The organism is Pseudomonas sp. zfem005, assembly GCF_032621735.1.
In the GTDB taxonomy this organism is placed as follows: Bacteria; Pseudomonadota; Gammaproteobacteria; order Pseudomonadales; family Pseudomonadaceae; genus Metapseudomonas; species Metapseudomonas solani.
On the sequence record NZ_JAVYJE010000002.1, the window covers coordinates 40425 to 60800 of the forward strand.

Consider the following 20376-nt stretch of genomic DNA (forward strand, 5'->3'; position numbering starts at 1 on the left):
TTTTCACCGCGCGAAACGCCCCGCCGTCAGCGGTGCCGAGAGCATCAGCGCGCCGAGGATCATGAAGGCCGTGACCAGGCCCAGGCCCTGGGCGACGAAGCCCACCAGCGCAGGCCCGGCGAGTACGCCGGCGTAGCCGACGGTGGTCACGGCGGCCACCGCGAGGTTGGGCGGCATGGCGCTCTGGCGGCCGGCGGCGGTGAACAGCACTGGCACAATATTGGCCGCGCCCAGCCCGACCAGCAGGAAACCCGCCAGCGCCAGAGCGGTGTGCGGTGCCAGCAGCATCAGCGCGAAGCCGGCCGTGGCCAGCAGGCCGCCGCCCACCAGCACGCGGTACTCTCCCAGGCGGGCGATCACCCGGTCGCCCGTCAGCCGGCCGCTGAGCATCGCCAGGGAGAACAGTGCGTAGCCGATCCCTGCCTGGGCTGGGTCGAACTGGCGGGTTTCCACCAGCAGGATGGCGCCCCAGTCCAGCAGCGCGCCCTCGGCCAGGAACATGGCGAAGGTCAGCGCCCCCAGTAGCAGAACGATCCCGCGCGGCAGCACGAACAGCGGCCCTTCGCTGCCCGAGCGGGTGCGCAACAGGCGTGGTGCCGCGAGGGCGAGCCCGAGGATGACCACCAGCAGGGCGACGAGAATCGCCGGCAGCGGTGCCAGCCCGGCGGCCAGCAGCCCGGTCATGCCGAGGGAACCGACGAAGCCGCCGAGGCTGAACAGGCCGTGGAAGCCCGACATCAAGGGAACCGGTGCGTCGTTCGCCACCTCCACGGCGTGGATGTTCATCGCCACGTCCATGGCTCCCAGGGAGGCGCCGAACAAGGCCAGGGCCAGGGCCAGCACCGGGCTGGAGTCGGCACCGGCCAGCAGCGGCATGGCGCAGCACAGGCCCAGCCCGCCCACCAGGATCACCGGGCGTACGCCGATCCGCCCGGCCAGCACGCCGGCCACCGGCATGGACAGCATCGAGCCGGCCCCCAGGCACAGCAGCAACAGCCCCAGCACCGCCTCCTCGATACCCAGGCGCGCCTTGGCGTAAGGCACCAGCGGCGCCCAGCAGGCCATGCCAAAGCCGGAGACGAAGAACGCCAGGCGCGTGGCGAGACGGGTGGCTGAGCTGTCGGTGCAGGGCACGGCTTGGTTCATCGGGCATTCCGCAAAGAAAAGGGGCGGACCTTAACACGCGCCCGGGGCGGGCGACGTTCGACCATCTGGTTGATGGACGATCCAGGGCGCGGGTGGTTCAGGGGGGGCGGTGGAAAACTCAAGCCTGGAGAATGACGGGGGCTTCCCAGGCCAGGACGCTCAGGCACCTGTCCACGCCGGAGACCAGATACTCCTTCAGCGCCCGGTCGCCACTGAGGAAACCCGGGCGAAGGCGCTCCTGATCGAACCAGCCGCCGGCAGTGATCTCGTGCAGCCAGCCATCGGAACACTGCGGCCAGAACTCCAAGAGGTCGCCTTCATCCAGCATCCGGAAACCTTCCACCGCCGAGATACGGACCTGCACCACCCACTGTGTGCCAAGGTCCTGAAGCTGCAGTGTCAGGGTGTCGAGGTCGTAGTCGAGGTGGTGCAGCTCCATCCGTGACCCACCGGCTAGGCGGAACGCGGCCACCGCTCGCAACTGTTCGTCGTTACTCATGCTCATTCCTTGCTGTCGTGCTTGCCGAGTTGGCTCCCATTGGTGGACCGGTAAAGCGTGGTCCACCCGAAGTCGCATGCCATTCACGGGTTCCCCCGCGGGTAGGGTGGACATCGCTCTTTATGTCCACCAAGCGGTGCCTATTCCGAGCGCATCCGGCTCAGTCCGACAGCGCCTGGTATTCCGCACCCAGTTCCTCGGCCAATTGGCGGGCGCGGCCGAGGCGGATGGGGCCGCCTTCGATATCCACCAGCAGCGTGTCGCAGCCCAGCGGCTCCAGGGCGGGCCAGTCCTTGAGGCGGCCATCGGTGAGGATAAGCACGCGCTGGTGCTCCGCGGGCTTCTGTCGTTGGCGGCGCTGCAACCAGTCACGGGCCAGGTGCAGGGCCTCGATCAGCGGGGTGCCGCCACCGGCGCCGAGGCCGTCGAGCCATTGATGCAGTGGCGCCGAGGCCTTGCTGCCCTGCCACAGCCAGCGCGGTTCGCGGCCGGTGGCGTGGAGCACGGCGAGGCGGGCGCGCTGGCGGTAGGCGGATTCGAACAGCCCGGCCAGCAGGCCCTTGGCGCGGGACAGGGCGCCGTGGCGGCGGGTGGAGGCGGAGGCGTCCACCAGCACCAGCCAGAGCGCATCGGGGCGTTGGCCTCGGGGGCGGCGGACCAGGTCGTCAGCCTTGCGCGGGCGGCCGCGCAGCAGGGTCGGCAGCCACTGGATGGCACCGTCGCGCCCGCCACGGGCCGGGCCGCTGCGGCCGTTGGCGAGTGTCCCGGGGCCTGGTCTGGCATCCGCGCCCATGACCCGGCGCGGGCGGATGCTCAGGGCTTTTTTGGCCAGCCCGGCAGCTCGCGTCGGGTGTCGGTGGGCACGGGGTGCGCGGGCAACTCGCCCCACTGGCCTTCGGCGCCGGCGGCATCGCTGGGCGCCGGCGCGGAGGCGGGCGATTGTGCCGGCGGGGCCGAGGGTGGCGTTGCGTGGCGACGGCGATGGGCCAGGGCGAAGTGCTCGACGGCGTCGATATCCTCCGCCTCGATACGTGGCGCGCCACGCCAGGCGGCATGGGCGCGGGCGGCGCGCAGCCACACCAGGTCGGCGCGCAGGCCGTCGACGCCGGCGGCGAAACAGCGCTGGGCGATCCGGTCCAGGGCGCTGTCATCCAGGGGGATGGCGGCGAGGCGTTCGCGGGCGTCCTGGCAACGGCGCGCGAGGGCCTGCTGCGGGGGGTCCCACTGGGCGATGAAACCCTGCGGGTCGGCGTCGAAGGCCAGGCGGCGGCGCACGATCTCGGCGCGCTCGGCCGGTTGCGGCTGGCCATCGAGGGTGACCTTGAGGCCGAAGCGGTCCAGCAGTTGCGGGCGCAGCTCGCCTTCCTCGGGGTTCATGGTGCCGATCAGCACGAAGCGCGCGGCGTGGTGGTGGGACAGGCCGTCGCGCTCCACCAGGTTGACGCCGCTGGCGGCGACGTCCAGCAGCAGGTCCACCAGGTGGTCGGGCAGCAGGTTCACCTCGTCGACATAGAGCACGCCGCCGTGGGCCTTGGCCAGCACGCCGGGGGAGAACTGCGCACGGCCTTCGCCCAGGGCCGCGTCGAGGTCAAGGGTGCCGACGATGCGTTCCTCGCTGGCGCCCAGGGGCAGGGTGACGAAGATGCCTTGCGGCAGCAGGTCGGCGATGCCCCGGGCCAGGGTGGACTTGGCCATGCCGCGCGGGCCTTCGATCAGCACACCGCCGATGGCCGGGTCGATGGCTGCCAGGTACAGCGCGAGCTTCAGCTCGTCGGCGGCGACCACGGCGCTCAAGGGGAAGTGGGGGAGCTCGGACATGACGGGTTCCTGAAAACGCATCGCGGCATGGTAGCGAAAGGCCGAACGCGCCGATAGAAATCAGTGATTGAACGGCGGCCGGCGATGCAGTAATTTGGCCAGCATTCGCTTTGGAGATCGTCATGCCGCACCTCGCTTCCACTCCGCTCACCGCTTGCCAGGCCCAACGCCCGGCACGTGCGCGCGTGGCTGCTGCGGCCAGCTATTTCTATGGGTATTGGTTTAGCCACGGGCTGGCCTGATACCTGATCAGGCGGCCCACTCCAGCAGGGTCGCCAACCAAAGCTCCACAAAACCCCCGGTCGGCAACCCGCCCGGGGGTTTTTGTTTTTCCAGGGCCCACAAGGCCAAACGCACGTAATCCGAGGATCGCACCATGATCAGCTACCGCACCTACGCCACCTATTACCGCAACTCCGACTGGCGATTTAGCCGCTTCGCCGCCGCACTCACACCCCTGAATCGAACACCCAGTTAGAGCGCCGCGCGCGGACCGAACCGCGCCGGCCGAGGATGCCCGTCATGAATTCCGTTTCCGTATCGCCCATCGCCGCCCAGCCCCTCCACGCCCTGCCGCTGGAAAGCCTGGCGTCCCCCTCGCGCAGCACCCAACCGCTGCCCACTCCCGCCGAATTGCGCCAGCGCCTGCCGCTGCACGATGCCCTGGCCCGCCAGGTCCGTGCCCAGCGCGATGCCGTGCGCGCGGTGCTGGATGGCGACGACCCGCGCCTGCTGGTGGTGGTCGGCCCCTGTTCCATCCACGATCCCGAATCCGCCCTCGACTACGCCCGCCGCCTTGCCGCGCTGGCGCCGGAGGTGAGTGACCAGCTGCTGCTGGTGATGCGCGCCTACGTCGAGAAGCCGCGCACCACGGTGGGCTGGAAGGGGCTGGTGTACGACCCGCACCTGGATGGCAGTGGCGATATGGCGGCCGGCCTGGCCCTCAGCCGCCGGCTGATGCTGCAGATGATCGAACTGGGGCTGCCGGTGGCCACGGAATTGCTGCAACCCCTGGCCGCGGGCTACTTCGATGACCTGCTGGGCTGGGCCGCCATCGGTGCGCGCACCAGCGAATCCCAGGTGCATCGCGAGATGGTCAGCGGCCTCGACCTGCCGGTGGGCTTCAAGAACGGTACCGACGGCAGCCTCGGCATCGCCACCGACGCCATGCGCTCGGCGGCCCACGCACACCAGCACTTCGGCATCGACGACCAGGGCCGCCCGGCGCTGGTGCAGACCGCCGGCAACGCCGATACGCACCTGGTGCTGCGTGGCGGCCACCAGGGCCCGAACCATGACGCAGCCAGTGTCGCGGCGGCACGGGCGGGGCTGGAGAAGCTCGGCATCGCACCGCGCATCATGGTCGACTGCAGCCATGCCAACAGCGGCAAGGACCCGCTGCGTCAGCCGGCGGTGCTGGCGGACGTGATCGACCAGCGCCTGGCCGGCCAGGACGCCCTGCGCGGGGTGATGATCGAGAGCCACCTGTTCGACGGCGCGCAGTCGCTGTCCTGCGACCTGCGCTACGGCGTGTCCATCACCGATGGCTGCCTGGGCTGGGACGGCACCGAGCGCATCCTGCGGGAGGCGGCGGCGCGGTTGCGCGGGTGATAGGGGGGGCGGGGCGTTGCCCCGCTTGGCGACTGAAGTCGCCCCTACAGGTGCCTCGACGTACCGATGGACGAGCATCGCGAATGAATTCGCTCCCACCGGGCATCAGGCCGGGGGCTACTGCTCCTCGATATCCAGCAGCAGGTTCTCGATGGCTTCGCGGTAGTCGCCGGGGTGTTCCCAGAGGCCGCGTTGCTGGGCTTCCACCAGGCGCTCGGCGATATCGCGCAGTGCGTCGGGGTTGTGCTGCTGGATGAAGTCGCGGGTTTCGGCGTCCAGCAGGTAGGCGTCGGCCAGCAGTTGGTACTGGTGGTCGTCGATCAGCTCGCTGGTGGCGTCGAAGGCGAACAGGTAGTCCACGGTCGCCGCCAGCTCGAAGGCGCCCTTGTAGCCGTGGCGCTTCATACCGGCGATCCACTTGGGGTTGGCGGCGCGCGAGCGCACCACGCGGCCGAGTTCTTCCTTCAGCGAGCGGATGCGCGGCAGGTCCGGCTGGCTGTGGTCACCGTGGTAGCTGGCCACTTTCTCGCCGCGCAGGGTTTCGGCGGCGGCGAGCATGCCGCCCTGGAACTGGTAGTAGTCGTTGGAGTCGAGGATGTCGTGCTCGCGGTTATCCTGGTTCTGCAGCACCGCCTGCAGCCGCTCCAGGCGCTGGGCGAAGCGCGCCCGCGCGGGTGTGCCGGCATCTTGGGCGCCGTAGGCGTAGCCACCCCAGTTCAAATACACCTCGGCCAGTTCGGCGCGGTCCTGCCATTGGCGCTCCTCGATGGCGCCCTGCACGCCGGCGCCATAGGCACCGGGCTGGGCGCCGAAGATGCGCCAGCCGGCCTGCAACCGCGCATCGTCCACGGCCAGCCCCTCGGCGGCGAGACGGGCGCTTTCCAGTTTTACCCGCGCGGCCAGGGGGTTCATGTCCTCGGGCTCGTTCAGCTCGGCGACGGCCTGCACGGCGGCATCGAACAGGCGGATGAGGTTGGCGAAGGCATCGCGGAAGAAGCCCGAGACCCGCAGCGTCACGTCCACCCGGGGGCGGTCGAGCAGCGACAGCGGCAGGATTTCGAAGTCTTCCACGCGCTGGCTGCCGGCCTGCCACACCGGGTGCACGCCCATCAGCGCCAGGGCCTGGGCGATGTCGTCGCCGCCGGTGCGCATGGTGGCGGTGCCCCACACGGAAAGGCCGAGCTGGCGCAGGTGGTCGCCCTCGTCCTGCAGATGGCGTTCCAGCAGCAGGGCGGCGGACTGGAAGCCCAGGCGCCAGGCGGTGGGCGTGGGCAGATTGCGCACATCCAGGGTGAAGAAGTTGCGCCCGGTTGGCAGGGTGTCGAGTCGCCCGCGACTGGGTGCGCCGCTGGGGCCGGGCAGCACGAAGCGACCTTCCAGGGCGGCCAGCACGCCGCCGATCTCGGCGGGACCGCAGGCGTCCAGGGTCGGGGCGACGACCTGGCGCAGGCTGTGGATAACCAGGTCGCTGGCGGGGCCCACGGGCGGATGATCGGTCGCCCGGATCATCTCCAGGGCCAGCAGCTCCAGGCGCTCGCGGGTGTCGCCGTTGCTGCGCCAGGGATCGACGCTGACCCGCTCCAGCAGCGCCGGGCGCGGGCCTTCCCAGGCTTCGGCCCAGTTGCAGTCCAGTGGGTCGCGGCCCAGTTGCAGGTCGGTGGCGAGCGCACGCAGCAGGCTGGCGTTGGCGCCCTTGCCGTCGCCCCGGGGGATGCGCACCAGGGACAGCAGGGTGTCGTCGCGCAGGCCGCCGACGGGGGATTCGCCGAACACATGCAGGCCGTCGCGGATCTGCGACTCCTTGAGGTCGCAGAGGTAGGCGTCCAGCTGCGGCAGCCAGCTTTCGGGGTCCTCGCTGATGCTCAGCTCCAGCTCGCGGTCCAGCGCGGTGGCCTTCACCAGTTCGAGGATCTCGCCGCGCAGTTGCACGGCGCGGCGCGGGTCCAGCAGCGAGGCGTCGTAGTACTCGTCGGCCAGGCGCTCCAGGTCGCGCAGCGGACCGTAGTTCTCGGCGCGGGTCAGCGGCGGCATCAGGTGGTCGATGATCACCGCCTGGGCGCGGCGCTTGGCTTGGGCGCCTTCGCCGGGGTCGTTGACGATGAAGGGGTAGATGTTCGGCAGCGGGCCCATCACCGCATCCGGCCAGCACTCGGCGGAGAGGCCGACGCCCTTGCCCGGCAGCCATTCCAGGTTGCCGTGCTTGCCGACGTGCACCAGCGCGTCGGCGCCGAACACTTCACGCAGCCAGAAGTAGAAGGCCAGGTAGCCGTGGGGCGGCACCAGCGCGGCGTCGTGGTAGATGGCCGCCGGGTCCAGCTGGTAGCCGCGCGCCGGCTGGATGCCGATGAAGGCCAGGCCGAAGCGCAGGCCGGCGACCATCATGCGCCCGGCGCGGAACATCGGGTCCTGCTGCGGTTCGCCCCAGCGCTCCGTCACCGCCCGCTGGTTGGCCTCGGGCAGGCGGGCGAAGCAGGCGAGGTAGGCGTCCAGCGCCAGGCTTTGGGCGCAGGGGCGCGCGTCGAGGCTGTCGAGGTCGTTGCTGACGCCGCCCAGCAGGTTGTGGATAAGTGCCGTTCCGTTCTCCGGCAGGCCGGCCAGGGGGTAACCCTCGGCCTCCAGGGCGCGGAGGATGTTCAGCGCGGCGGCCGGGGTGTCCAGGCCCACGCCGTTGCCGATGCGGCCGTCGCGGGTGGGGTAGTTGGCGAGGATCAGCGCCACGCGCTTGTCGGCGTTGGCCTTGCGCCCCAGCAGCAGCCAGCGGCGCGCCAGTTCGGCGACGAAATCCATGCGTTCGAGGTGGGGCAGGTAGCACACCACATCGCTCTGGCTGCGCTCGCTGCGCCAGGCCAGGCCCTTGAAGCTGATGGGGCGGGTGATGATGCGCCCGTCCAGCTCCGGCAGGGCGATGTGCATGGCCAGGTCGCGCGGGCCGAGGCCTTGCGGGTTCTCTTCCCAGAGCGGCTGGTTGTCCAGCGAGCAGATGGCCTGCAGCACCGGCACGTCGCGGCGGAAGGGACGCTGGCCGGGTGAGTCGGGGTTGGATTGGGCGAAGCCGGTGGTGTTGATGATCAGCTCGGCGTCGGCGGCGTCCAGCCAGTCCTCGACCACGGCCAGGCACTCGGCTTCCTTGAGGCTGGCGACGGCGATGGGCAGCGGGTTGATGCCGACGGCGGCGAGGCGCTCGCAGAAGGCGTCGATGAAGGCGGTGTTCGCCGCCTGCAGGTGGGTGCGATAGAACAGCAGGGCCGCCACCGGCTGGCCCTCCCGCCAGTCGGCGCGCCAGTGGTCGAGATGAGCAGGGCGCTGGTGCGGGTGATGCACGGCAACGCGGGGCAGGGTGCTGGGCGCCTGCCAGGGGTAGTCGCGGCCCAGGCAGCGGCTGGCGAGGCTGGCGAACAGCTGGCGGGCGTTGTCCAGGCCGCCCTGGCGCAAGTACTGCCAGCAGCGCTCGGCGTCTTCTTCCGGGACGCTGCACAGGCGGGCCAGCTCCGGGTCGGGGCGGTCGTCGCCGGGCACCAGGATCAGCTGCGTGCCGCGCTCGGCCAGGGCCACCAGTTGCTCGATGCCGTAGCGCCAGTAGCCGACGCCGCCATGCACGGAGATGAGGATGACCTTCGCGTGCTGCAGCACCTCGTCGACATAAAGGTCCACCGAGGCGTGGTTCTGCAGCTGCATGGGGTTGGCCAGGCGCAGGCTGGGGTAGTCCGCCGGCAGCTCGCGGGCGGCCTCGGCCAGCAGCGCCAGGTGCGAATCACCGCTGCAGAGGATCACCAGCTCGGCGGGCGTCTGGGCCAGGTGGGCGATGCCGTCGTCGGGGACGAAGCCGCCAGGTTGGGTGCGCAGCAGGTGCATGGCTCGGGCCTTGGCTCGGTGGTGCGGCCCTCTCCCGGGGGAGAGGAGCCGGTTCGGCGGTTACGCCAGGGCGGTGCGCAGTTCGTTGGCGATGGTGGCCTGGTCCAGCTCCTGGCCGATCACCACCAGGCGGGTGGCGCGGGGTTCGTCGGCCAGCCACTTGCGGTCGAAGTGCTTGTCGAAGCGCTTGCCGACGCCCTGTACCAGCAGGCGCATGGGTTTGCCGGGGATGGCGGCGAAGCCCTTGATGCGCAGCACGTCGTGGCGCTCCACCAGTTGGCCGAGGGCGGCCAGCAGGGCGGCTTCCTCCACTTCCGGCAGGTCGACGTGGAAGGAGTCGAACTCGTCGTGGTCGTGGTCCTCGTGTCCTTCGTGGTCGTGGTGGGTGGCGCGGCTGTCGATGTGCGCCTCGGCTTCGGCGTTGAGGCCCAGCAGCACGGAGAGCGGCAGCTTGCCGGCGCTGGCTTCGACGATCTTCACCGCCGGCGGCAGCTCCTCGGCCACCTCGGCGCGCACGGCGGCCAGGGCGTCGGCGTCGAGCAGGTCGGCCTTGTTGAGGATCACCAGGTCGGCGCTGGCCAGCTGGTCTTCGAAGAGTTCGTGCAGGGGCGACTCGTGGTCGAGGTTCGGGTCCTGTTTGCGCTGCTCGTCCACCTGCTCGGGGTGGGCGGCGAAGGTGCCGGCGGCCACGGCTGGGCTGTCGACCACGGTGATCACCGCGTCCACGGTGCAGGCACTGCGGATCTCCGGCCACTGGAAGGCTTGCACCAGGGGCTTGGGCAGGGCCAGGCCGGAGGTCTCGATGAGGATTTGGTCGAGGTCGCCACGGCGTGCCACCAGTTCGCGCATCACCGGGAAGAACTCCTCCTGCACGGTGCAGCACAGGCAGCCGTTGGCCAGCTCGAAGACGCGGCCCACGGCCTCTTCCTCGCTGCAGCCGATGGAGCATTGCTTGAGGATTTCGCCGTCGATGCCCAGCTCGCCGAACTCGTTGACGATCACCGCGATGCGGCGGCCCTCGGCGTTGTCGAGCATGTGGCGGAGCAGGGTGGTCTTACCGGCACCGAGGAAGCCGGTGACGATGGTGACGGGGAGTTTGGCCAGGGTTTTCATGCGCGGCAGCCCTTTGCTGGGAGTCGATCGGATCGGCGGGCGCGCGGGACGAGGGCACGGAGGGCCCGATTCGCCACCGGATCACCCCGCCCGGTTGTATGGAAATTCGCCGAGGCAGGTCTCCTGGCTCACAGCCTGGCGCGGTGCGCCGTCCCTCCGCCTTCCCGCCCGGTGGGCAGTGGCTGTGGATGGGACCTCAGCTGTTCACAGTTGCGGGGGCAGCCACGGCTTGGCCGTGTTCCCTCTTAGCCGCGGCGCACGGCCGCGGAACCTCGAAGGGCCGAAGGCTACGCAGGGCGGGGGCGGCGGTCAATCGCGGCGGTTGACGGCCAGTCGGACTCGTGATGTTCTTGTGCGGTTTTTTCAGGTGTCTCGCGCCGTCGCGCGCGAGGTGAAACGGGAAGTCGGTGTGCTCCAGGGCGAGTCCGACGCTGCCCCCGCAACGGTAAGCGCACGTAGGGATCTGTAGGCCACTGTGTCCGGCGGACATGGGAAGGCAAACCCGACCAGCCATGGCTGGCGTCGCAAGCCCGGAGACCGGCCTGATCACTTTTTTGGCAACCCGCGGTGGGCGGGCGCACGCCGGAAATGCGGTCCCCGCGCGGCCGCTTTCTTCGCACGCGTTCCTCTTGCCGACTCACCCGCATCGCAGAGGAAGCACCATGTCCAGCAGCACACTGAGCCATTCGGCCGCCGCCGTCCCCCTGTCCAAACGCCTGGCCATCGCCATCGGTGCCAGCCTCCTGGGCCTGTCGCTGGTGTACTTCGCCGGCTTCTCGCACATCGAGGCGGTGCACAACGCGGCCCACGATACCCGCCACAGCTCCGCCTTCCCCTGCCACTGAGAGGCGCGACCGTGATCAAGCGCATCGCCCAGACCGCCGGGTTCGCCGGTCTCTTCGCCGCCATCGTGCTGACCCTGCTGCAAAGCCTGTGGGTCACCCCGTTGATTCTCCATGCGGAAACCTTCGAGAACTCGGCACCGGCCGAGCAGACCGAACACGCCCACGAGCACGCCGCCGGCGCGCCCGCCCATGAACACGACGCCGAAGCCTGGGCTCCCGCCGACGGCTGGCAGCGCACCCTGTCCACCGGTGGCGCCAACCTGGTGGTGGCCGTCGGCTTCGCCCTGCTGCTGGCCGCGCTGTTCAGCCTGCGCGGCCCGACCCGCGCCTGGCAGGGCCTGCTCTGGGGCCTGGCCGGTTTCGCCACCTTCGCCCTGGCGCCGTCCCTCGGCCTGCCGCCGGAGCTGCCGGGTACCGCAGCCGCCGACCTGGCCCAGCGCCAGGTCTGGTGGATCGGCACCGCCGCCTCCACCGCCGCTGGCCTGGCGCTGATCGCCTTCGGCCGCAACTGGGTCCTGCGCATCGTCGGCCTGGTACTGCTGGTGATCCCCCATGTGGTCGGCGCACCGCAGCCTGAAGTGCATGCGAGCCTGGCGCCGGAAGCGCTGGAGCACGAGTTCATCGCCGCCTCGCTGGTGACCAACGCGCTGTTCTGGGGCGCCCTGGGTTGGGCCGCTGCCTGGCTGTACCAGCGCTCCGCGAGCCAAGACCTGGCGTGAGCCGGGCTTCGCTGCCGATCGACCCCGCGCAGGGCCCGGCCCTTCGCGGGGTTTTGTTTTGTGAGGCCGGGCGATGACCCTGGTGGCCGGCCTCGGCTGCCGGCGCGGCTGCTCGCAGCAGGAGCTGCGCGCGTTGCTCGACGCTGCCCTGGCCGAGCTGGGACTCGTACCTGGCCATCTCAGCGCCCTGGCCAGTGTCGACAGCAAGGCCGATGAGCCGGGGTTGCAGGCCCTGGCGCTGACCCTTCGCTTGCCCCTGGCGCTGTTGCCGGCGGCGCAGCTGGCGGCCTGCGAGGGGCGCTTGTCCGGCCTGTCGGCCATCGCCCTGCGGGAAACCGGCAGCCCCGGCATCGCCGAAGCCGCCGCGCTGGTACAGGCCGAGGCCCTGGCTGGCCGCCCGGCGCGGTTGCTGGTGGAGAAACGCCGCAGTGCCAACGCCACCTGTGCGCTGGCCTGCACCCTTGAGGATGTGGATAACCCATGACGGTCTATTTCATCGGCGCCGGTCCCGGCGATCCGGAGCTCATCACGGTCAAGGGCCAGCGGTTGATCCGCAGTTGCCCGGTGATCCTCTACGCCGGTTCCCTGGTGCCGGAACCGGTGCTGGATGGGCATAGCGCCGAGCGGGTGGTGAATACCGCCGAGCTGCACCTGGAGGCGATAGTCGCCCTGTTGGCCGAGGCCCACGGGCGTGGCCAGGACGTGGCCCGGGTGCATTCCGGCGACCCCTCGCTGTATGGCGCCATCGGCGAGCAGATCCGCCACCTGCGCGCGCTGGGCATTCCCTATGAGGTGGTGCCCGGCGTCACCGCCACCGCCGCCTGCGCCGCGTTGCTCGGCACCGAGCTGACCCTGCCGGATATTTCCCAGACGCTGATCCTCACCCGCTTCGCCACTCGCACGCGGATGCCCGAGGGCGAATCCCTGGCGGAGCTGGCGCAGCACCGCGCGACCCTGGCCATCCACCTGGGCGTCAGCCACCTGCCGCGCATCGTCGAAGAATTGCTGCCGCACTACGGCGCCGATTGCCCCGTGGCCGTGGTGCACCGCGCCAGCTGGCCCGACCAGGACTGGGTGACCGGCACCCTGGCGGACATCGAGGCACGGGTGGCGCAGAAGGATTTCCGCCGCACCGCGCTGATCCTCGTGGGGCGGGTGCTGGCTGCCGAAGGTTTCACCGATTCCTCGCTCTACCACCCCGATCACGCCCACCTCTACCGCCCAACGGAGCCTCCGCAGAGCTGAAGTGGCGTGCCGCATGGCGCGCCACTAGTGACGCAGCGCCGGGAAATAAGCAGAATGCGTCTTTCCCGGTCGGAAACGGCCGCTGGCTTGCGTGCCCGATGTCCCCGTCACGGCGATCCTCCTGGTCACAGGGAGGGCGCTATCGCGGGACGACGGCTGATCGTTAACACCCACTGGCTTTAAGCGACCTTCTGTCTATGCGTATGCGCTTGATGCTCCTGGGCGGTGGCAATGCCCTTGGCCAGGCGCTTATCCGCCTGGGGGCCGAGGATGATGTAGGGTTCCTCGCCCCGCGCCCGCCCGAACAGGGCTGGGATGCCGCCAGCCTGACCCAGCTGCTCGATGACACCCGCCCCGATGCGGTGATCAACCTCGCCTACTACTTCGACTGGTTCCAGGCCGAAGAGGCCAGCGCGGGCCGCTTCGCCGCGCAGGAACGCGCGGTGGAACGCCTGGCCGAGCTCTGCCAGCACCACGGCATCGTCCTGTTGCAGCCTTCCAGCTACCGCGTTTTCGACGGCGCCCGGGCCACCGCCTACAACGAGAAGGACGAGACCATCCCCCTCAGCCTGCGCGGGCAGTCCCTGTGGCGCATCGAGCAGAGCGTGCGCGCGGTGTGCCCCAAGCACGTGCTGCTGCGTTTCGGCTGGCTGCTGGATGACAGCAACGAAGGCATCCTCGGGCGCTTCCTCGCCCGGGCCGAGCGGGACGACGAGCTGATGCTGGCCGACGACCGTCGTGGCAACCCCACGCCGGTGGATGATGCCGCGCGGGTGATGCTCGCGGTGCTCAAGCAGCTGGACTGCGCGGCGCCGCTCTGGGGCACCTACCACTATGGTGGCCACGAGGCGACCACCACCCTGGCGCTTGGCCAGGCGGTGCTGGCCGAAGCCCGCAACCTGCACACGCTGAAGGTGCAGGAAATCACCCCCCAGGCCCACGCTGCTCGTCCCGATGCAGCGGACGAACCGCAGCACGCGGTGCTGGCCTGCAAGAAAATCCTCCATACATTCGGCATCAAGCCCCGCGCCTGGCGCGCGGCGTTGCCCGCTCTCCTGGATCGTTACTACCGCCATGGCTGATTCCCCCATCCTCGTTACCGGCGGCGCCGGCTTCATCGGCTCCAACCTGGTGGACGCGCTGCTGGCGCGCGGGCATTCCGTGCGCATCCTCGACGACCTGTCCACCGGCAAGCGCGACAACCTGCCGTTGCACGATTCCCGCGTCGAACTCATCGAAGGCAACGTCGCCGACGCTGCGCTGGTAAGCCGTGCCATGGCCGGCTGCAAGGCGGTGGCGCACCTGGCCGCCGTGGCCTCGGTGCCGGCTTCGGTGGACGACCCGGTGGCTACCCACCAGGCGAACTTCATCGGCACGCTCAATGTGTGCGAAGCCATGCGCGAGCACGGCGTGAAGCGCGTGGTGTTCGCCTCCAGCGCCTCGGTCTACGGCCAGAACGGCGAAGGCCAGGCCATCGACGAAAACACTCCCACCGCGCCGCTGACCCCCTACGCGGTGGACAAGCTGGCCAGCGAGCAGTACCTGGATTTCTACCGTCGCCAGCACGGCCTGGAGCCGGCGGTGTTCCGCTTCTTCAACATCTTCGGCCCGCGCCAGGACCCGTCCTCGCCCTATTCCGGGGTGATCAGCATCTTCACCGAGCGCGCCCTGGCCGGCACGCCGATCACCCTCTTCGGTGACGGTGAGCAGACCCGTGACTTCGTCTATGTCGGCGACCTGGTGCAGGTGCTGGTGCAGGCCCTGGAAAACCCCAGCGTCGAAGCCGGCCCAGTGAACGTCGGCCTGCAGCGCTCCACCAGCCTCAAGGACCTGCTCGCCGCCATTGGCAGCGTGGTGGGCGAACTGCCGGCCATCAGCTACGCCGAAGCGCGCTCTGGTGACATCCGCCACTCCCTGGCGGACAACGGTCGCCTGCTGGAGCGCTTCGCCTTCCCCGAGCCGACGCCCCTGGCGGTCGGCCTGGCCCACTTGCTGGGCCGCTGAGCCGAATGGAAAAGGCGCCCGCGAGGCGCCTTTTTTCATTCCGCTTCAGCGAGCTGCGATACCAACGAAAAAGGCGCCCTAAGGCGCCTTTGTTCATTGCGGTCGGGCTTAGAACTTGTAGCCCAGGCCGACCATGTAGACCCACGGGTCGACATCCACGTCCACCTTGGCGCGTACGCCCAGGGCGGTGTTGTCGACGTAGGCGCGGGTGTCGATGTCGATGTAGCGCACCTGGGCGTTGACCATGATGCTGTCGGTCAGCATGTAGTCGGCGCCGACCTGCCAGGCCAGGCCCCAGGAGTTCTTCACGCGGAAGTTGTCGAAGCCGGCTGCGGTTGCGCCGCTGCCCACGTGCTCGTCATAGATCCAGGTGTAGTTGATGCCGGCGCCCACGTAAGGCTGGAAGGCCGACTGGGATTCCAGCGGGTAGTACACGACGCTCAGGGTCGGCGGCAGGTGCTTCAGCGAACCCAGGCTGCCGTTGGCGGCGTCGAGGGCGGTGCCCTTGAGCTTCACTTCGTGCTCGAAGGGGGTGGCGGCCAGCAGTTCCAGGCCGAAGTGGTCGGTCAGCATGTAGGCGAAGTTCAGGCCCAGCTGGGTGTCGCTGTCCATGGTCGCCTTGCCGCCCAGGTCGGCGCCGGCCAGGGGGCCGCGGTCTACCTTGACGCTGGAGCTGTCGGCTTTCGGGTTGACGGTGATGGCACCGGCACGAACGAGGATGTCACCCGCCTGGTGAGCCTGGGCCAGAGGGGCGGCCACAGCGAGGGCGAGAAGGGAGGCGGCTAGGAACGGCGTTTTCATTTATTGGCTCCGAGGTCATGAGCTTGTGTTGGCTGGGCTCAGTTTCGGGGAGCGCGAACCACGGCACCTTGATCTAGCTCAATGCCGTGGTGAGTTCGTTAGCAGGCTTGCTTATCAGCTCTCGGGGATCTCGTAGGGGTAGATCTTGCTGGCTTCCATCTGGTAGCCGGCCTCGGCCAGTTCGCTGGTGCTGGACTTCACCTGCAACGGCCCTTCGATCCAGAACGGCTGGTAGAGCGCGTCCATCAGCACGCCGAGTTCGCTGGTGACGTGGACGATCTGGTTCGACGGCGGTGGCGGCACGTGGATGCAGGCACCGAAGTAGGGGACCAGCAGGAAGTCGGTCACCCGGCCTTCTTCGGTCACGTCCAGCGGCACGATATAGCCGGGCAGCTTCACTTCCAGGCCATCCAGCGTCGGCACCACCGGAGCGGTCGGCGACTGCTGCATGGCGGCCGGGCCCGCCTCGGCGGCCAGGGAGTCGGCCAGTTGCGAGAGGTCGTGGATGGGCGCGGGGGGCGGTGGCGGCGGAGCGTCGGCGGGGATCAGCTCGGACCAGGTCAGTTCGCGGACCTCACCGGCCCAGAGGCCGGTGGCAGTCAGCAGGATCAGGGCCGGAAGGGCCAGCAGGGCGCGTTTCATCGTGGGCTCACAGGCGAATGGACAGGCCGTCGGCCAGGGATTGCCGATAGGCGCGCCAAGCCGGCACGGCGCCCATCAGCAGGGCGGCGGCCAGGATACCGCCCAGCAGCGTCCACTCATAGCGGCTTGGCAATGCCAGCGGCAGGTAGAGGCCGTAGTTGGCCTGCACGTAGCCCTGGGCGAGGGCGATGCCGAGGTACAGCACCACCAGGCCGAGCACTGCACCGGCCAGGGCCAGGGCGAAGGCTTCCAGCACCAGCAGGCTGGCGATATGCCAGGGCCGTGCGCCCACCGAGCGCAGGATGGCCATCTCGCGGCGGCGCTCGTTGAGGCTGGTGAGGATGGCGGTGAGCATGCCGATCAGCCCGGTGAGCACCACGAACAGCGAGACCACGAAGAGCGCCTTCTCGGCCGTGCCCATCAGGCTCCAGAGTTCCTGCAGGGCGACGCCGGGGAGGATCGCCAGCAGCGGCTCGCCACGGAATTCGTTGATCTCCCGTTGCACGGCGAAGGTGGCGATCTTGCTGTTGAGGCCGAGCAGGAAGGCGGTGATGGCCTTGGGTTGCAGGTCCAGGGCGCGGGCCTGCTCGGCGCTGACCTTGCCGGCACCGCGGGCGGGCACGCCGTTCTGCCAGTCGACGTGCAGCGCCTCCATCCCCGCCAGGGAGATGTGCAGGGTGCGGTCCACCGGCGTGCCGGTGCGTTCGAGGACGCCGACCACGGTGAAGGGTTTGTCGTCGTGCTGCACCAGGCTGACGGTGCTGACGCCGTGGGACAGCACCACCTTGTCGCCCAGCTTGTATTTCAGGGCTTCGGCCACTTCGGCGCCGAGCACCACGTCGAACATGTCGGCGAAGGGTTTGCCTTCGGCCAGCTTCAGCGGCTGGGCGCGGCCGTAGCGGTAGTGTTCGAAATAGGCCTCGCTGGTGCCCATCACCCGGTAGCCCTTGTGGGAGTCACCCAGGGAGATGGGGATGGCCCACTTCACCTTGGGGTTGTGGGCGAGGGTTTCGAAGCTGTCCCAGCGGATGTTGTTGGTGGCGTTGCCGATGCGAAACACCGAATAGAGCAGCAGGTTCACCGAACCGGAGCGGGCGCCGACGATCAGGTCGGTGCCGCTGATGGTGCTGGCGAAGCTGGCACGGGCCTCGGTGCGCACCCGCTCGACCGCCAGCAGCAGGCAGACGGAAAGGGCGATGGCGAAGACCGTGAGCAGGGCGGTGAAGCGGCGGTTGGCGAGGCTCGCCAGGGCCAGGCGGAACAGATACATCTCAGGCCTCCTGCGGGCGCGCGGCGCGGTTCAGTTCCAGCAGCGACAGGCTGCGATCGAAGAGCGGTGCCAGGCTCTGGTCGTGGCTGACGAACAGCAGGCTGGCACCCGCCTCGCGGCATTCGCCGAAGAGCAGCTGGAGGAAGCTTTCCCGGGCGTCGGCATCCAGGGCCGAGGTGGGTTCGTCGGCGATCACCAGTTCCGGCTGGCCGATCAGTGCGCGGGCGGCGGCGACGCGCTGCTGTTGGCCGATGGACAGGGCATCGGCGCGGCGTTCCAGCAGGCTGGCGGCCAGGCCCAGGTGGCCGAGCAGGGTGGTGGCGGCCTGGGCCACGCTGCCGTGGCGCTGCTGGGCGCGCTGGGCCCGCAAGCGCGAGAAGTGGCAGGGCAGCTCGACGTTCTCGCGCACGGAGAGGAAGGGCAACAGGTTGAACTGCTGGAAGATGTAGCCGGTGTGGTCGACGCGGAAGCGGTCGCGGGCGCCAGAGGCCATCTTGCCCAGGTCGCGGCCCAGCAGGTTGACGCTGCCACGGCCGGGGGTCTGCACGCCACCGAGCAGGCCCAGCAGGGTGGTCTTGCCGCTGCCGCTGGGGCCTTTGAGGAAGAGGGTCTCCCCGCTTTGCAGGGCGAAGGCGGGGATGTCGAGCAACTCGGCGTGGCCCGGCCAGGCGAAGCCCAGGTCGGTGATTTCGATCAGTGTCTGGCTCATGGGGTGCCGGCCGGGTTGCCCCGGCCGGTTCATCGGGTTCAGAAGCTCAGGGAAGGGCTGGCAGGGGTCAGTTCGGCGCCTTGCTGGCCCTGCGGGCCGATCAGTTGTACCTGAATTTTCTGGGTGGCGGGGAAGCGCGTGAACAGCGCCTTGAGGTCCAGGGTCTTGAGGTTTTCGGGCTTGGCGCATTCCAGCTGGTAGTGGGCGTGGATCTCGCTGTGCTCGTGGTGGTGCTCGTGGCCTTCCGTTTCATCGTGGTCGGCGTCTTCGTGTTCATGCTCGTGTTCCGGGGCATTGCCGAACAGCGGGCTTTCCAGCTCCTGGCCAGCCACCTTGCAACCGGCGACCAGGGGGATGGCGAACAGGTCCAGGGGCTTTTCCAGCTGGGCGCGGGCGGCGGCGACCTTGGCCTTGTCGGCGTCGCTGTTGGCGGCGTGCTCGAAGCCCACCAGGTTCATGGCCGGGCTTTCCAGCTCCAGCTCCAGGCTGTTGCCGTCCAGGGCGACGTTCATCCGCGCCACGCCGTGTTCGTGGGCGCCGAGGCTGCCGTGTTCCTCGTGTTCGTGGTCATGAGCCTGGGCGGCGGCCAGGGGCAGCAGGGCGAAGGGCAGGGCGAGCAGCAGGCGGCGCATGGGGCACTCCGGGGTGGGGGCTGAAATGAGGTGTTACGTTATAACAACTTTGCGTTGGCCATGCCAGTGCTGCTTGGCGCCTCGTGGAGGGGCGTGGGAGCATTGCCCGATTCAAACCCGGGGAACTGGACATGCTGCGAATTCGTGGACGGATCGGCGATTGGCCGGTCGACCTGACGGTGGAGATGGACGAGGAGGACTGGCAGCGCCTGGGCGGGCAATTGCAGGTCAGCGTCGAAGCGCCGTCGGCTCCTGCCCCTGTCGCCACGCCTGCCGCGCCGAAGCGCAACGATGCCCTGTGGGATGCCGCGCTGGGCCTGTTGCAGGGCGCCGGGCGCATCGAGGGGCCGCGCCTGCTGGTGGAGCTGGAAGCCCTGGCCGGTGGCGCCGCTGCCGGCAAACGCCTGCTGGTGCGGCTGCGCCACAGCGAGCAGGTGCAGCTGGAGATGGGCGGCGACGCGCCCGTCTATATCTGGAAGGGATAAGCGCCGTAGGTTGGCGCCGAGCGCAGCGAGGCCCAACGTGATGGATGTGGGCTCCGCTGCGTTGGGCTTCGTACCTCAGCCCAACCTACGTGGGTTAGGCGATCAGTAGATCGCCTGGTACAGCTTGCGGCGGTAGGTGGTGACCAGCGGGTGGTCGTTGCCCAGCAGGTCGAACACCTGCAGCAGGGTCTTGTGGGCGATGCCTTCGGCGTAGCTGCGGTTGCGCACGAACAGCTTGAGCAGGCCGTCCAGCGCCGGTTCGTACTGCTGGCGGGCCAGTTGCTGGATGCTCAGCTGGTAGCTGGCTTCGTCGTCCTCGGCGTTCTGTGCCAGGCGCGATTTCAGGTCGGCGGCTTCCGGCAGGTCGGCGGCCTGGCGCAGGAAGGTCAGCTGGGCGCGGGCACCGGCCAGGGCCTGCTTGTGCTCGTCGCTCTTCACCGCATCCAGTACCGCCTGGGCTTCGCCCAGCTCACCGCGCTCGGCCAGGCAGCGCGCGTAGAGGATCAGCGCGGCGGCGTTGCTGTTGTCTTCGGTCAGCACCTGCTTGAGCAGGGCCTCGGCATCGCCGATACGGCCTTCGGTGAACAGCGCCTGGGCGGTTTCCAGCGGGTCGGCAGCGGCCGGTGCGGGTTGCTGCACATGGGGTTCGAGCATGGCGCGGATCTGCGATTCCGGTTGCGCGCCGGCGAAGCCATCCACCGGCTGGCCGTCCTTGAACAGCACCACCGTGGGCAGGCTGCGGATGCCGAAGCGCATGACGATGTCCTGCTCGATGTCGCAGTTGACCTTGGCCAGCAGCAGCTCGCCCCGGTACGACTCGGCGATCTGCGCCAGCAGCGGCATCAGCGCCTTGCAGGGCGCACACCACTCGGCCCAGAAGTCCACCAGGACCGGCTTGTGGAAGGAGTTCTGGATCACCGCCTGGTCGAAGTCGGCGGCGGTGGTATCGAAGATATAGGGCGTGTCGCTCATCGGGGTTCTCGAG

At 69.3% G+C, this 20376-nt stretch carries 20 protein-coding genes and 2 riboswitches; of the genes, 8 read left to right on the top strand and 12 right to left on the bottom strand.

All coding sequences use genetic code 11. The features are described from left to right. Positions 1-3: 3 nt before the first annotated feature. From RTW82_RS04460 to RTW82_RS04475, 4 genes are all read right to left on the bottom strand, one after another. Positions 4-1146 (bottom strand): MFS transporter, encoded by a 1143-nt coding sequence (locus tag RTW82_RS04460; protein ID WP_316924363.1) that lies wholly within the window; start codon positions 1144-1146, stop codon positions 4-6. Between the two features lie 118 nt (positions 1147-1264). Beyond that, the gene (locus RTW82_RS04465; RefSeq protein ID WP_316924364.1) at positions 1265-1645 is read right to left on the bottom strand and encodes a hypothetical protein; all 381 of its coding nucleotides are present in this window, start codon (positions 1643-1645) and stop codon (positions 1265-1267) included. 160 nt (positions 1646-1805) lie between these two features. Then, the gene (locus RTW82_RS04470; RefSeq protein WP_316924365.1) at positions 1806-2438 is read right to left on the bottom strand and encodes a vWA domain-containing protein; all 633 of its coding nucleotides are present in this window, start codon (positions 2436-2438) and stop codon (positions 1806-1808) included. A 20-nt stretch (positions 2439-2458) separates the two neighbouring features. Further along, entirely contained in the window at positions 2459-3463 is a 1005-nt protein-coding gene (locus RTW82_RS04475; RefSeq protein WP_316924366.1) for an ATP-binding protein, read from the bottom strand. A 522-nt stretch (positions 3464-3985) separates the two neighbouring features. Here RTW82_RS04475 and RTW82_RS04480 point away from each other — a divergent pair. Beyond that, entirely contained in the window at positions 3986-5074 is a 1089-nt protein-coding gene (locus tag RTW82_RS04480) for a 3-deoxy-7-phosphoheptulonate synthase (protein WP_316924367.1), read from the top strand. Positions 5075-5191: 117 nt separating this feature from the next. Here the strand turns inward: RTW82_RS04480 and cobN are convergent, their stop codons facing one another. Continuing rightward, on the bottom strand, positions 5192-8926 hold the full coding sequence (gene cobN, locus RTW82_RS04485; RefSeq protein ID WP_316924368.1) for a cobaltochelatase subunit CobN: 3735 nt from the start codon (positions 8924-8926) through the stop codon (positions 5192-5194). A 60-nt stretch (positions 8927-8986) separates the two neighbouring features. Continuing rightward, the gene (cobW, locus tag RTW82_RS04490) at positions 8987-10039 is read right to left on the bottom strand and encodes a cobalamin biosynthesis protein CobW (protein ID WP_316924369.1); all 1053 of its coding nucleotides are present in this window, start codon (positions 10037-10039) and stop codon (positions 8987-8989) included. A gap of 95 nt (positions 10040-10134) precedes the next feature. Beyond that, positions 10135-10329, bottom strand: a riboswitch (cobalamin riboswitch). A gap of 58 nt (positions 10330-10387) precedes the next feature. Continuing rightward, a riboswitch (cobalamin riboswitch) is annotated at positions 10388-10600 on the top strand. Positions 10601-10701: 101 nt separating this feature from the next. Here cobW and RTW82_RS04495 point away from each other — a divergent pair. From RTW82_RS04495 to RTW82_RS04520, 6 genes are all read left to right on the top strand, one after another. Further along, positions 10702-10884, top strand: coding sequence for a CbtB domain-containing protein (locus RTW82_RS04495; RefSeq protein WP_021219636.1), 183 nt, complete (start codon positions 10702-10704; stop codon positions 10882-10884). Between the two features lie 11 nt (positions 10885-10895). Next, positions 10896-11603: a CbtA family protein gene (locus RTW82_RS04500; RefSeq protein WP_271659859.1), complete on the top strand. Its 708-nt coding sequence runs from the start codon at positions 10896-10898 to the stop codon at positions 11601-11603. Positions 11604-11676: 73 nt separating this feature from the next. Then, positions 11677-12087: a cobalamin biosynthesis protein gene (locus tag RTW82_RS04505; RefSeq protein ID WP_316924370.1), complete on the top strand. Its 411-nt coding sequence runs from the start codon at positions 11677-11679 to the stop codon at positions 12085-12087. Continuing rightward, on the top strand, positions 12084-12848 hold the full coding sequence (cobM, locus tag RTW82_RS04510) for a precorrin-4 C(11)-methyltransferase (RefSeq protein WP_316924371.1): 765 nt from the start codon (positions 12084-12086) through the stop codon (positions 12846-12848). Before RTW82_RS04505 ends, cobM begins: the two co-directional genes overlap by 4 nt. A gap of 197 nt (positions 12849-13045) precedes the next feature. Beyond that, positions 13046-13930 carry a sugar nucleotide-binding protein gene (locus RTW82_RS04515; RefSeq protein WP_021219640.1) on the top strand — a complete coding sequence of 295 codons (885 nt, stop codon included), beginning with the start codon at positions 13046-13048 and terminating at the stop codon, positions 13928-13930. Continuing rightward, complete coding sequence (locus tag RTW82_RS04520; RefSeq protein WP_021219641.1) at positions 13923-14852, top strand: NAD-dependent epimerase/dehydratase family protein; 930 nt, start codon at positions 13923-13925, stop codon at positions 14850-14852. Before RTW82_RS04515 ends, RTW82_RS04520 begins: the two co-directional genes overlap by 8 nt. 108 nt (positions 14853-14960) lie before the next feature. On the opposite strand, the gene RTW82_RS04525 is transcribed toward RTW82_RS04520, so the two are convergent. The 5 genes from RTW82_RS04525 to RTW82_RS04545 form a co-directional block, all read right to left on the bottom strand. Then, complete coding sequence (locus tag RTW82_RS04525; protein ID WP_263401569.1) at positions 14961-15653, bottom strand: OmpW/AlkL family protein; 693 nt, start codon at positions 15651-15653, stop codon at positions 14961-14963. 114 nt (positions 15654-15767) lie between these two features. Next, positions 15768-16295, bottom strand: a complete 528-nt coding sequence (locus RTW82_RS04530; protein WP_316924372.1) for a DUF3299 domain-containing protein — start codon at positions 16293-16295, stop codon at positions 15768-15770. A 7-nt stretch (positions 16296-16302) separates the two neighbouring features. Further along, the gene (locus RTW82_RS04535; RefSeq protein WP_021219644.1) at positions 16303-17565 is read right to left on the bottom strand and encodes an ABC transporter permease; all 1263 of its coding nucleotides are present in this window, start codon (positions 17563-17565) and stop codon (positions 16303-16305) included. Between the two features lies 1 nt (position 17566). After that, complete coding sequence (locus tag RTW82_RS04540) at positions 17567-18274, bottom strand: ABC transporter ATP-binding protein (protein ID WP_316924373.1); 708 nt, start codon at positions 18272-18274, stop codon at positions 17567-17569. 38 nt (positions 18275-18312) lie between these two features. After that, positions 18313-18906 (bottom strand): DUF2796 domain-containing protein, encoded by a 594-nt coding sequence (locus tag RTW82_RS04545; RefSeq protein ID WP_316924374.1) that lies wholly within the window; start codon positions 18904-18906, stop codon positions 18313-18315. Between the two features lie 131 nt (positions 18907-19037). On the opposite strand from RTW82_RS04545, the gene RTW82_RS04550 reads away from it, so the two are divergent. Next, entirely contained in the window at positions 19038-19391 is a 354-nt protein-coding gene (locus RTW82_RS04550; protein ID WP_021219647.1) for a hypothetical protein, read from the top strand. A 102-nt stretch (positions 19392-19493) separates the two neighbouring features. Here the strand turns inward: RTW82_RS04550 and trxA are convergent, their stop codons facing one another. After that, positions 19494-20363: a thioredoxin gene (gene trxA, locus RTW82_RS04555; RefSeq protein ID WP_263401563.1), complete on the bottom strand. Its 870-nt coding sequence runs from the start codon at positions 20361-20363 to the stop codon at positions 19494-19496. Between the last annotated feature and the right edge of the window lie 13 nt (positions 20364-20376).